This is a genomic window from Nocardioides sp. Z30_9, from assembly GCF_058215735.1.
Genome location: NZ_JBZAJF010000001.1, coordinates 1,075,249 through 1,086,884 on the forward strand (window position 1 = coordinate 1,075,249; position 11,636 = coordinate 1,086,884).

The 11,636-nt window shown below is 70.6% G+C and carries 11 protein-coding genes; 4 read left to right on the top strand and 7 right to left on the bottom strand.

The features are described from left to right. The first annotated feature begins 9 nt into the window (after positions 1-9). The gene (locus AC4BGB_RS05310; RefSeq protein WP_490545397.1) at positions 10-399 is read left to right on the top strand and encodes a globin; all 390 of its coding nucleotides are present in this window, start codon (positions 10-12) and stop codon (positions 397-399) included. 3 nt (positions 400-402) lie between these two features. Here AC4BGB_RS05310 and AC4BGB_RS05315 read toward each other — a convergent pair whose 3' ends face one another. Next, complete coding sequence (locus AC4BGB_RS05315) at positions 403-1,215, bottom strand: acyl-CoA thioesterase (protein WP_490545399.1); 813 nt, start codon at positions 1,213-1,215, stop codon at positions 403-405. Positions 1,216-1,378: 163 nt separating this feature from the next. Between AC4BGB_RS05315 and AC4BGB_RS05320 the strand changes: the two genes are divergently transcribed. After that, entirely contained in the window at positions 1,379-1,996 is a 618-nt protein-coding gene (locus AC4BGB_RS05320; RefSeq protein WP_490545401.1) for a TetR/AcrR family transcriptional regulator, read from the top strand. Between the two features lie 54 nt (positions 1,997-2,050). Then, the gene (locus AC4BGB_RS05325; RefSeq protein WP_490545403.1) at positions 2,051-3,265 is read left to right on the top strand and encodes an acetyl-CoA C-acetyltransferase; all 1,215 of its coding nucleotides are present in this window, start codon (positions 2,051-2,053) and stop codon (positions 3,263-3,265) included. A gap of 147 nt (positions 3,266-3,412) precedes the next feature. On the opposite strand, the gene AC4BGB_RS05330 is transcribed toward AC4BGB_RS05325, so the two are convergent. Continuing rightward, the gene (locus tag AC4BGB_RS05330; protein WP_490545405.1) at positions 3,413-3,958 is read right to left on the bottom strand and encodes a YceI family protein; all 546 of its coding nucleotides are present in this window, start codon (positions 3,956-3,958) and stop codon (positions 3,413-3,415) included. A 132-nt stretch (positions 3,959-4,090) separates the two neighbouring features. Between AC4BGB_RS05330 and AC4BGB_RS05335 the strand changes: the two genes are divergently transcribed. After that, positions 4,091-4,582, top strand: coding sequence for a MarR family winged helix-turn-helix transcriptional regulator (locus AC4BGB_RS05335; protein ID WP_490545407.1), 492 nt, complete (start codon positions 4,091-4,093; stop codon positions 4,580-4,582). Positions 4,583-4,624: 42 nt separating this feature from the next. Here AC4BGB_RS05335 and ettA read toward each other — a convergent pair whose 3' ends face one another. From ettA to AC4BGB_RS05360, 5 genes are all read right to left on the bottom strand, one after another. Beyond that, positions 4,625-6,307 carry an energy-dependent translational throttle protein EttA gene (ettA, locus tag AC4BGB_RS05340; protein ID WP_490545409.1) on the bottom strand — a complete coding sequence of 561 codons (1,683 nt, stop codon included), beginning with the start codon at positions 6,305-6,307 and terminating at the stop codon, positions 4,625-4,627. A gap of 111 nt (positions 6,308-6,418) precedes the next feature. Next, positions 6,419-6,886: a single-stranded DNA-binding protein gene (locus AC4BGB_RS05345; RefSeq protein WP_490545411.1), complete on the bottom strand. Its 468-nt coding sequence runs from the start codon at positions 6,884-6,886 to the stop codon at positions 6,419-6,421. Positions 6,887-7,004: 118 nt separating this feature from the next. Beyond that, a complete protein-coding gene (locus tag AC4BGB_RS05350; protein ID WP_490545412.1) occupies positions 7,005-8,660 on the bottom strand; it encodes a GTPase family protein in 1,656 nt (551 codons plus the stop codon). Then, on the bottom strand, positions 8,657-10,426 hold the full coding sequence (locus tag AC4BGB_RS05355; RefSeq protein WP_490545414.1) for a dynamin family protein: 1,770 nt from the start codon (positions 10,424-10,426) through the stop codon (positions 8,657-8,659). Before AC4BGB_RS05355 ends, AC4BGB_RS05350 begins: the two co-directional genes overlap by 4 nt. Further along, positions 10,423-11,604, bottom strand: a complete 1,182-nt coding sequence (locus AC4BGB_RS05360; RefSeq protein ID WP_490545417.1) for a PrsW family intramembrane metalloprotease — start codon at positions 11,602-11,604, stop codon at positions 10,423-10,425. Before AC4BGB_RS05360 ends, AC4BGB_RS05355 begins: the two co-directional genes overlap by 4 nt. Positions 11,605-11,636: the final 32 nt, after the last annotated feature.

An 11,636-nucleotide genomic window follows, 5' to 3' on the forward strand; every position in this document is an offset into this window, starting at 1 on the left:
GTTGCCACAATGCACGTCGTGAGCACGTTCTACGAAGACATCGGTGGCAGTCCCACGATCCGCGGGATCGTCAAGCGGTTCTACGCGGGGGTCCGGGACGACGAGGTCCTGCGTCCGATGTACCCCGAGGAGGACCTCAAGGCCGCCGAGGTGCGGTTCGCGATGTTCCTCGAGCAGTACTGGGGCGGGCCCACGACGTACTCCGAGCAGCGCGGCCACCCCCGGCTGCGGATGCGGCACGCGCCGTTCCGGGTGACCCCCACGGCCAAGGACCACTGGCTGAAGAACTTCCGGGCCGCCCTCGACGAGGCCGACCTCACGCCCGAGCAGGACGCCCAGTTCTGGGACTACGTCACCCACGCCGCGCAGTTCATGGTGAACACGCTCGAGGAGAGCTGAGCCTCAGCCGGCGCTGATCTCCCGCTGCAGCCGCGCCCGCTGGGCCGGCGCCATCTCGGTGGTGCCCTGGGTCTCGAGGTCGTAGGTGACCATCACCACCGCCGCTCTCGCCAGCACCCGGTCGCCGTCGCAGAGCGTGGAGCACAGGGTGAACGACCTGCTCCCGAGGTGGGCGACCCAGGAGCGCACCGTGTAGGGCTCGGGGCGGTAGGTGACCGGCGCGAGGTACTCGACGTCGGTACGCGCCACGACGTGCTCGCTCCACTTCTCCCCGCGCGTGTGCAGGTTCATCAGGTAGCGGATCCGGGCCTCCTGGAAGTACTCGAAGTACACCCCCGGACGTGCCGCTCCGGTCTCGTCGAGGTCCGAGCGGCGTACGACGAGGTCCCACTTGTCGCGGAAGTCGCGGGCCTCCCGGGCCACCGGTCGCCACTGGAGAGCGGGTCCCCGGGCGTCCTGGGCCAGGGCCCGCTCGGCCTCGTCGGGCCGGTGGTCGAGCACGGTGGTCGCACGCAGGTAGGTGGTCCGCTCGCTCGACCCGTCCACCGGGGCGTCGTACACCTCCTGGGCGAGGGTGATCCGGTCCTCGGTCAGCTCGGTGACCCAGGTGTCGACCAGGACCGGCGTACGCCGGAACACCAGCGGCAGGACGAACTCCACCTGGTGAGAGGTCACCGGCGCCCTCCCGGCGGGCAGGCCGGCGAAGAACGCCTGCCGGGCCTCGCTCACGTAGTCGAGGTAGGTGACGTTGTTGACGTGACCCAGCAGGTCCATGTCGGCCCAGCGCAGCGGGCACTCGAAGGTGTGGTGCGGCACGCGCAGATCGTCTCAGGGTCTCCCCCGGCCGGCTGCAGCGGCTGGTGGCTCCCTCAGTGGGGAGCGTCCTTTCCGAGAGTTTCTACATCTGTAGAATCTACAGATGTAGATGAACCTCTTCACCGCGCGGAGTACTGTGCGATGTCACGACAGGAGGAACCCCGTGAACTCGGTCCCGGGTGTGTTCAGCCAGCGCGAGCAGGACCTGCTGCGCGCGGCTGTCGGCGTGGTCGCCCGCGCGGGGCTGCGCGGCCTGACGCACCGGGCCGTCGACGCCGAGGCGGGCCTGCCCGAGGGCAGCTGCTCGGCCTACATGCGCACCCGGCTGGCGCTGGTCACCCGGCTGACCGAGTTCGTGATGGCCTTCTTCGAGAGCGACCTGCGAGCACTCACCCTCCGGGTCGAGCAGCACGCCGGGCGCGACGACTTCGAGCGGTACGCCGTGCAGCAGACCGCCGAGATGCTCCAGTCCTGGCTGCTCCGCCCCGAGCTGCTGCTGACCCGGATGGAGCTCAGCATCGAGGGATCCCGGCAGGAGGAGGTGGCCCGGATCAGCCAGGCGGTCTCGCTCCAGCTCGTCTGCGTCGTCGAGCAGGCGATGGCCGCCGGGGGCCGCAAGGAGGGGCGCACCCGCGCCACGGCGCTGATCGCGGCGGTCGACGGGGTGCTGCTGCACGCGCTGCGTCAGGAACCGGCCGACCGGGCGGCGTACATGCGGCAGAGCCTGGAGCTGCTGATGGGAGCGCTCATGGATGAGCCTGCCGACGACCGTCTAGGCTGACCCCGCCCTGCGCGGCGCGGTTGGCGCCGCCCTCATCAACACGACGGAGTGCACATGCCCGAGGCAGTGATCGTTTCGGCCGCCCGAACCCCCATCGGACGCGCGAACAAGGGTTCCCTCAAGGACTTCCGGCCCGACGACCTCAGCGCCCTGGTCATCAAGGCCGCGCTGGACAAGATCCCGGACCTGGACCCCGCCACCATCGACGACCTGATCCTGGGCTGTGGCCTGCCCGGCGGCGAGGCCGGCAACAACATGGGCCGCGTGGTCTCCGCGCTGCTCGGCTACGAGATCCCCGGAACCACCGTGACCCGCTACTGCTCGTCCTCGGTGCAGACCTCGCGGATGGCCTTCCACGCGATCAAGGCCGGCGAGGGCGATGCGTTCATCTCCGCAGGCGTGGAGACGGTGTCCCGGTTCGCCAAGGGCACCTCCGACCACATCCCCGACACCCGCAACCCGCTGTTCGAGGACGCCGCCAAGCGCACCGAGGAGCTGGCCAAGGGCGGCCAGGACTGGCACGACCCGCGCAAGGACGGGCTGCTCCCCGACATCTACATCGCGATGGGACAGACGGCCGAGAACGTCGCCCGGCTCCGCGGCCTGGAGCGCAAGGAGCTCGACGAGTTCGCCGTGCGCAGCCAGAACCTCACCGAGCAGGCGATCGCCAGCGGCTTCTGGGCCAACGAGATCACCCCGGTCACCGCCCCCGACGGCACCGAGGTCACCGCCGACGACGGCCCGCGCGCCGGGGTCACCTATGAGGCGATCGCCGGCCTGAAGCCGGTCTTCCGCCCTGACGGCGTGGTCACGGCCGGGAACTGCTGCCCGCTCAACGACGGTGCGGCCGCGGTCATCGTGATGTCCGACACCAAGGCGGCCGAGCTCGGCCTGACCCCGCTCGCCCGGATCGTCTCCACCGGGCTCAGCGGCCTCTCCCCCGAGATCATGGGCCTCGGTCCGGTCGAGGCGAGCAAGCGTGCCCTGGCCAACGCGAACATGTCGATCGACGACATCGATCTCGTCGAGATCAACGAGGCCTTCGCCGCGCAGGTCGTCCCGTCGTACCAGGACCTCGGCATCGACCTCGACCGCCTCAACGTCAACGGCGGTGCGATCGCGGTCGGCCACCCCTTCGGCATGACCGGCGCCCGCCTCCAGAACACGATGCTGAACTCGCTTAAGTGGCACGACAAGCAGACCGGCCTGATCACCATGTGCGTCGGCGGCGGCCAGGGCATGGCGATGATCCTGGAGCGCCTCTCCTGACCTGGACCCCAAACCCGCCGAGACGTCGCAACTGAAAGACCAGAAACCGCCGAGACGTCGCATCTGAAAAGTCAGTCTCTTTCAGATGCGACGTCTCGGGGTTCTGCGGACTTTCAGATGCGACGTCTCGCGGGTTTGCTGGGAGGCTCAGGCCTGGTTGAGGACGGCCTCCACGGCGAGGTGGATGTTCACCTTGTCGCCGATGAGGAGCTTGCCGCCGTCGAGCGGGATGTTGAAGTCGATGCCGAAGTCCTTGCGGCTGATCTCGGCGGTGGCCTCGAAGCCGAGACGCGAGCCGCCCCAGGGGTCCTTGCCGGCGCCGAGGAACTCGACGTCGAGCTCGACGGGCCGGGTGACGCCCTTGATGGTGAGCTCGCCGACGGCGGTGCTGCCGTCGAAGGAGGTCGTCACGAAGCTCATGCCGCCGTGGTTCTCCACGTCGAAGAAGTCGGCCGAGCGCAGGTGACCGTCGCGGTTCTCGTCGCGGGTGTCGATGGAGTTCAGGTCGATGGTCGCCGTGGCGCGGGTCTCGGCAAGCGTGGTGCCCGTGGTGAGGCTGCCCTCGAACTTGGTGAACTGGCCGCGCACCTTGCTCATCAGGTGGCGAACGGTGAAGCCCACCTCGGAGTGGCTGGCGTCGATGGTCCAGGTGCCGGCGACGATGTCGGTGCCGAATTCGGTGTCAATGCTCATACTCATCAGTCCTCGTGGTCTGTGACGTGCGCTCGCCGCACAGTCAGTAGTAGAATCTTCAACCAATCTGGTCCGGGGATATTCCCGCACCGATTCACGACATCTGGACGGGGGCCACCTAAACTCCCCGGCATGGGAAACGGGAGCGAGGTTCGCTGGCTCGACGCCGATCAGCAGCGTTCGTGGCGCGCCTACATCATGGGAACCGAGCTGCTCCAGCACCAGCTTGACCGCGAGCTGCGCGAGGAGCACCAGATCTCGTTCAGCGAGTACGAGATCCTCGTGCGCCTCTCCGAGGCCGAGGACGGCCGGATGCGGATGGCGCTGCTCGCCGATGCGATGTCGCACTCCCGTAGCCGGGTGACCCACACCATCGCCCGAATGGAGAAGGCCGATCTCGTACGCCGGGACGCGGCTCAGTGCGACGGGCGCGGTGTCGAGGCCGTGATGACCGATACCGGTCGCCGCAAGCTCGTCGAGGCGGCACCGACCCATGTCCGGGGTGTGCGGACCCACCTCGTCGACGTCGCCTCCAGCGACGACTTCGCCGCCCTGGGCCGGATCTTCAACGAGGTCAGCGACCGGCTGATGCAGGGCATGCCCGACGACGCCGACATCCGCTGATCCGAGCCGGCCCCCAGGGGCGGCCCGGCCTCAGGCCCGGCCTCAGTCGCGGGTGAGGCGCCGGTGGGTGACGCGGTGCGGGCGGGCGGCGTCGGGACCGAGGCGCTCGATCTTGTTCTCCTCGTAGGAGGCGAAGTTGCCCTCGAACCAGAACCACTTGCCGGAGTCCGTGTCGTCGCCCTCCCAGGCGAGGATGTGGGTCGCGACGCGGTCCAGGAACCACCGGTCGTGCGAGGTGACCACGGCGCACCCGGGGTACTCCAGCAGCGCGTCCTCGAGCGAGGACAGCGTCTCGACGTCGAGGTCGTTGGTGGGCTCGTCGAGGAGCAGCAGGTTGCCGCCCATCTTCAGGGTCAGCGCCAGGTTCAACCGGTTGCGCTCACCACCGGAGAGCACGTTGGCCTTCTTCTGCTGGTCGGGGCCCTTGAAGCCGAAGGAGGCGACGTAGGCGCGCGAGTTCATCTCGAAGTTGGCGACCTTGATGAAGTCCAGGCCGTCGGAGACGACCTCCCAGACGTTCTTCGTGGGGTCGAGGCCCCCGCGGCTCTGGTCGACGTAGGAGATCTTCACCGTGGTGCCGACCTTGAGCTCGCCCTTGTCGGGCTGCTCCTGGCCGGTGATCATCCGGAACAGCGTGGTCTTGCCGACCCCGTTGGGGCCGATCACGCCGACGATGCCCGCGCGGGGCAGGCTGAAGGACAGGTCGTGGATCAGGGTGCGCCCGTCGAAGCCCTTGGTCAGCCCGTGTGCCTCCAGGACGATGTCGCCCAGGCGCGGACCGGCGGGGATGTTGATCTCCGAGGTGTCGATCTTGCGCATCCGGTCGGCCTCGGCCGCCATCTCCTCGTAACGAGCCAACCGCGACCTGCTCTTGGTCTGGCGGGCCTTGGCGTTCGAGCGCACCCACTCGAGCTCGCGCTCGAGCATCTTGGCGCGCTTGGCGTCCTTCTGGCCCTCGATCTTGAGCCGGTCCTTCTTGGTCTCCAGGTAGGTCGTGTAGTTGCCCTCGTAGGGGTGCGCCTGGCCCCGGTCGAGCTCGAGGATCCAGGTCGCGACGTTGTCGAGGAAGTACCGGTCGTGGGTCACCGCCAGGACGGCGCCCGGGTAGGTGGCGAGGTGTCCCTCGAGCCACTGCACGGACTCGGCGTCGAGGTGGTTGGTGGGCTCATCGAGCAGGAGCAGGTCGGGCTGCTGCAGGAGCAGCTTGCACAGCGCGACCCGGCGACGCTCACCACCGGAGAGGTGGTCGACGATCGCGTCCGGCGGCGGGCAGCGCAGCGCGTCCATCGCCTGGTCGAGCCGGCTGTCGAGGTCCCACGCGTTGGCGTGGTCCAGGTCGGTCTGCAGGTCGCCCATCTCGGCGAGGAGCTTGTCGTAGTCGGCGTCGGGATCCGCGAGCTCCTCGGAGATCGCGTTGTAGCGGTCGAGCTTGCCCTTGATCTCGCCGACGGCCTCCTCGACGTTCTCCAGCACGGTCTTGCCCTCGGTCAGGGGCGGCTCCTGCTGGAGCATCCCGACCGTGGCCGCCGGCGCCAGGGACGCGTCGCCGTTGTTGGGCCGCTCCAGCCCGGCCATGATCTTGAGCAGGGTCGACTTGCCGGTGCCGTTGGGGCCCACGACGCCGATCTTGGCGTCGGGCAGGAACGACAACGTGACGTTGTCGAGCACCACCTTGTCGCCGTGGGCCTTGCGGACGTTGTGCAGCGTGTAGACGTAGTCAGCCATGATTGGACCAGCCTAAGGGGAGAACCCCCTCCGAGCCGATTCGGGCCGATCCGGGCCGATCCGGGCCCGGACAGCCGCCGGAGCGACCCCCGGCCGCGTGCGTGAGCGTCCTCAGGCCGCCGGGGTGACCGGTTGCCCCGTGGCGTCGAGCTGCGGGCCGTCGGCCCCGTAGGCGTGGACCATCTCGCGGACCTCCTCGCTCTCGCGGGGGTCGCGGGGCGCGGCACGCACCGTCTTCTCGAAGCTGCTGGTCCCCCGGTTCAGGTCGTGCCCCACGAAGGTGGCGTCCACGACCCAGGTGACCGAGCTCGGCTGGCCCTCGCGCTCCCAGACATCGACCCGGACGCGGCCGTGCACCACCACCGCGTCTCCACGCTTGATGCTCTCGCTGACGTTCTTGCCCAGTCCTCGCCAGCAGTTCACGGTGAACCAGGACGTCTGCCCGTCCACCCAGGTCCCGGCCTTGTTGTAGCGCGGCGTCGCGCCCACGCGGAAGGACGCGCACTGGGTGTCGCCCACGTCGCGCACGTCCACGTCTCCGCCGACCCAGCCCTGCAAGGTCACGAACGGCTCGTTCATCTTCTGCCTCCTCGTCGTCGATGCAAGGCAGTCCACCCGCCTGTGACGACACCGGGGCAGGCGCCGGGCGACGCTGTGGACCCGTCACCGCACGGGGCCGGCTGTGGACGCGAAGTGGTCAGCCGCGCGCGGCGCGCAGGCCCTCCCAGGTCTCGCGGTACGCCGCAAGCTCGGCCGCCACCGGGTCGATCACCAGCTCCTCGGCCACCTCGGCCACTCCCGCGCGCAAGCGTTTGTCGGCCCGTCGCGCCCGCGACCCGGCGGAGTAGGAGATCAGCAGTCGCGAGAGCAGCGCGAGCCCGACACCAGCGCCCGCGCCGAGCACCAGCATCAGCGAGGGCACCGGCAGGCCCAGGTAGTCCGGTGTGCCCGGAGCCGAGAGCTGCAGGTAGGAGAACGCGGCGAGGCCGGTGAGCCACAGCCCCCCGACCAGCGCCGTCGCGAAGAGCACCCACTGCAGCACCCGCACCACCCGGCACCACAGGGGGATCTCGGAGACGCCGAGGTCGGTCGTGGTGACCACCCGGTCCAGCCGGTCACCCAGGTCGGCGAACCGGGAGGTGGAGGCCCGCCTCACCGAGCGGACCCAGGGCTGGGCGAGGCCGGTGGACGTCCGGTCGCACAGGTCGCGGACGGCGCTGTCCACCCGGGCCTGCTGCACCTGGCCGACGGCGGGCAGGGAGGACCGGGCGGCGGCGACCAGGTCCCGGCCGGAGGTGTGGCGGTCGAGGTGCAGCCTCCTGAGCGGATCGGGCTTCAGCCTGGAGACCCAGGCGGTGACCGGCCAGCCCGTGGCCCTGCGCGCACGCACGGTCGTGGCCCGGCGTACGGCATCGGCGACGGTGGGGACGCCGGCGGCGTCGGCGAGCGCGTCCACGAGCTCGCGCTGGTCCTTGGGCCCCAGCTCGCGGGGGGCTGCGTCACCGTTGTGGTCCGCGAGCCGCGCGGAGGCCGCGTCGAGATCGCCGGCCAGGCGCTTGCGGATCGAGGCCTTGTCGGCGACCCGCTGAGCGATCGCGCGCCGCAGCTCGGGGATCCCCTCCCCCGTCCGCGCCGAGGTGCCGAGCACCGGGACGCCGTCGAGGCCGTCCGCGGCGAGCAGCCGCCGTACGTCGTCGAGCACGGCGTCACGACGGTCGGCCGGCACCTCGTCGATGTGGTTGAGGACGACCAGCATCACGTCCTGGTGCGTGGCCAGCGGCGCCAGGAACCGCTCGTGGATCGCCGCGTCGGCGTACTTCTGCGGATCGAGCACCCAGACCATCAGGTCGGTCAGGCCGATCAACCGCTCCACCTCGAGGTGGTGGGCCACCTCGGTGGAGTCGTGGTCTGGCAGGTCGAGCAGCACCAGCCCTTCGAGCGAGGCGTCCTGCTGCCCGCGGTCGAGCATCGAGTCGTGGAGCACCCGGTGACGCGGCGGGATCTCCAGCCAGTCGAGCAGCCCGTCGGCCCCGTCCGCGCCCCAGATGCACGCGGTGGCCGAGGACGTCGTCGGACGGCGTACGCCGACCTCGGCGAGCTGATGCCCGGTCAGGGCGTTGAACGTGGAGGACTTGCCGGACCCCGTGGCCCCGGCCAGGGCGACCACCGTGTGGTCGGCGGACATCCGCAACCGGGCTGCGGCGCGATCGACGACTTGGGAGACGGGTTCCACGACGGAGTCGTCGAGACGTCCGCGACCGGCCTCGACCGCGCGCTGGAGACCGTCGAGCCGGGTGTCGAGCGGCGCGGAGCGGCCGAACACCTTCCGGGCCCCGGCGAGGAGCCCGCTCACGACGCGTTGTCCCTCGCGGCGAAGCGCAGGTCGTCCACCTTGCGCGCCAGCGTCCGCAGCTGCTCGCCGGCATCGGCGGAGACCCCGAGGGCGTCGAGCCGGTCCACGTAGCGCTGCTTCTCCTGTTCCATCAGGGCCTCGACCCGCTGCCGCAGATCCTTGCGGGCGTTCGACGCCAGGCGGCGTACGGCCTGGTCCCCGAAGACCGCCTCCAGCAGCTTCTGGCCGAGTACGGCGGAACCGCCCGCGATCCCGACCTCGGCCCCGGTGACTCCACCGGTCGAGGCGAAGACCACGACCATCAGCGCCACCGCGAGGCCGTTGAACCCGTAGGCGAGGAAGCGAGCCGTCGTGCGCTTGTCCGCACCCTCGCTGCGGACCAGGTCGAGCACGGCGGTCTGCCAGTCGCGGACCATCCGCTCACTGCGCTCACGCAGGTCGCGGGAGGCCCGGGAGAGGTCGACGCCACCGTCCTGGAGCACCTGGAGGCCCGCGTCCACCGAGCGCCAGGAGGCGTCCGTGCGCTCGGCCGCGGCCTCGGCGTGCTCGAGGATCAGCGTCTGCAGACCCGACTCGACCGCCACGGCCACCCGCTCGACCTCCTGCGGCTTGCCCTTCACCGCGTTGGTGACCCGGTCGCGCAGCCAGCCGATCCGCGACTGCAGGTTGCGGAGCAGCTCACCGGTCCCCACGAACTCCTGCCACCTCGCGAGCACCTCGCCCCGCAGCAGGGTGCCGTCGGCCGAGGCCTCGTCGATGTCGGCCAGGGCCTGGTCGTAGGAGGCGTCCACGTCGCGCTCGAGCCGCGCGCGGATGTCGGTCTGGACCTGGCAGGCGTCGGCGAGGTCATGGGTACGGCGGGCGATGGTGCGCACTGCTCCTTCGAGGGTCTGTCGGACGACGGCGTTCCGGGCCTCCACGTCGGCGCCGAGGGCCGCGAGCCACTCGCGGATGTCGCTGACGGCAGCGGGGGCGAGCAGCCCGTGCTCGTCGAGCGGGCCCTCGGCGACCGTGAACAGCGGGGAGTCCCTGAGTCCGCGGGAGGTCAGCATTCTCGCAAGGTGACCGCTGACCACGGGCATCGCCTCGTCCGCGGTCCGGTCGAGCACGATCGCCACGGCGGCGCTGCGCTCGGCCGCCTGCTTGAGGAACCCCCAGGGGACCTGGTCGGCGTAGCGCGCCGCCGAGGTGACGAACAGCCAGAGGTCGGCCGCGGCCAGGAGCTGGGCGGCGAGGCTGCGGTTGTGCTCCTCGACCGAGTCGATGTCCGGCGCGTCCAGCAGGGCCAGCCCGCGCGGGATCGCCGTCGAGGAGACCAGCCGCAGGGCATCGGGGTCGGTGGTCGCCCGGGTGGTGCGCTCGAGCTCGGGCAGGATGCGCGGCTGGTCGAACCAGCTCACGTCCTCGGGGTGGTGCACGAGCACGGGCGAGCGCGTCGTGGGCCGGAGTACGCCGGGCTCGCTGACCGGCTGGCCCACGAGGGAGTTGACCAGCGTCGACTTGCCGGCGCCGGTGGAACCGCCCACCACCGTGAGCAGCGGGGCGTCGGTCTGCACCAGCCGGGGCAGCACGTAGTCGTCGAGCTGGTCGACCGTCTCGGCGAGGACGGCACGGCTCTGCGCCACTCCGGGGACCTCCAGCGGCAGCCGCGCCCGCTGGAGGGCGTCGCGCAGGGCCGTGAGGGTGCTCAGCATCTGCGCGGAGGGCTCGGAGCTCCCCGTGGCGGGCTCGTGCGGTCCCCCCGAGGAGGGCCCGGCGGGGCTCACTGCCGCGTCCCCTCCCCCGGTCCGGGGCTCCGGGTCTGGGTGACCACGGGCAGCTGGGCGGGCTGGCGCCCACCGGCCGGCTGCGGCCAGATCAACCCGGGACGCAGGGCGCGCATCCGGTCGACGTGCTGCTGGCCGACCGCGGCGAAGTCCGGCGGCGCCACTCCGCGCAGGTAGCGGCTGTGCAGGAAGCCGAGCTCCACTGCCTCGTTCTGGTAGGCCACCATCGTCCGCCGTGCCGGCTTTCCGCCGACCTTCTCGGCGTACCGCCGGGCGAAGCGTCGCGCCGGGATCCGCGAGAGCCAGGGGATCTCGGCCGGGTGCAGGAACCCGCGCTGGGCACAGTCGCTGAGCGCCGCGGTCAGTACGGCGCCCTCACGGCGTCGCGACCAGATCGCGAACCCGCTCAGCAGCAGGAACGCCGGCACCATCAAGAAGACGTAGGTCGCGATCGCGTTGCGGCCGTCGTCGAGGCTCAGCGAGCCGTTCCAGGCGGCGTGGGCCGCGACGGCCAGCAGGTAGCCGACGACAGGGGCGATCACCCGCACGGGCTTGCTGCGGCTGGTCACCGCGAGCCCGATCCCGATCCCGATGAACGCGGTGAAGAACGGGTGCGCGAACGGGCTGAAGATGCACCGGACGATGAACAGCCCGACGGCGCTGCCGATGCCTCCGGCCTGTCCGTCCTCGCCCATGTACGCCGCCATCAGGTAGAGGATGTTCTCGGTGAAGGCGAACCCGATGCCGACCATGCCCGCGTAGACGATGCCGTCGAGGACCCCGTCCAGCTCCTGGCGCCGGAACCACAGCAGCAGCAGGATGAACAGGCCCTTGGAGGCCTCCTCGGTGAACGGGGCGATCACCGTGGCGCCGAAGGACTCACCGGACTCGAAGATCAGCGCGTCGAAGGTCTGGAGCAGCAGGGCGCCGGTCGTGGCCACGAATGCTCCCCAGCCCAACCCCATCAGCAGCAGCGACCGCGGCTCCGGCTCGTAGCGGTCCAGCCACATGTAGGCGGCGACCAGGGGCCCCAGGGGCAGCGCGGCGAGGATCAGGCCCACCACCAGCGCGCCCGGCGCTCCGGAGAGCAGGAGCACCAGGCCGATCACCGCAGCCCCGACCACCATGATCGCCGACACGGTGATGGTGAAGGCTGCGGAGCTGCGACGGGTCTGCATGGCGGTAGCGTAACGACCGGCCGAACGTAGAG

Coding starts and splice junctions, on each gene's coding strand:
- AC4BGB_RS05310 (WP_490545397.1), top strand. CDS start 10: ATGCACGTCGTGAGCACGTTCTACGAAGACATCGGTGGCAGTCCCACG.
- ettA (WP_490545409.1), bottom strand. CDS start 6,307: ATGGCTGACTACGTCTACACGCTGCACAACGTCCGCAAGGCCCACGGC.
- AC4BGB_RS05345 (WP_490545411.1), bottom strand. CDS start 6,886: ATGAACGAGCCGTTCGTGACCTTGCAGGGCTGGGTCGGCGGAGACGTG.
- AC4BGB_RS05330 (WP_490545405.1), bottom strand. CDS start 3,958: ATGAGCATTGACACCGAATTCGGCACCGACATCGTCGCCGGCACCTGG.
- AC4BGB_RS05325 (WP_490545403.1), top strand. CDS start 2,051: ATGCCCGAGGCAGTGATCGTTTCGGCCGCCCGAACCCCCATCGGACGC.
- AC4BGB_RS05335 (WP_490545407.1), top strand. CDS start 4,091: ATGGGAAACGGGAGCGAGGTTCGCTGGCTCGACGCCGATCAGCAGCGT.
- AC4BGB_RS05360 (WP_490545417.1), bottom strand. CDS start 11,604: ATGCAGACCCGTCGCAGCTCCGCAGCCTTCACCATCACCGTGTCGGCG.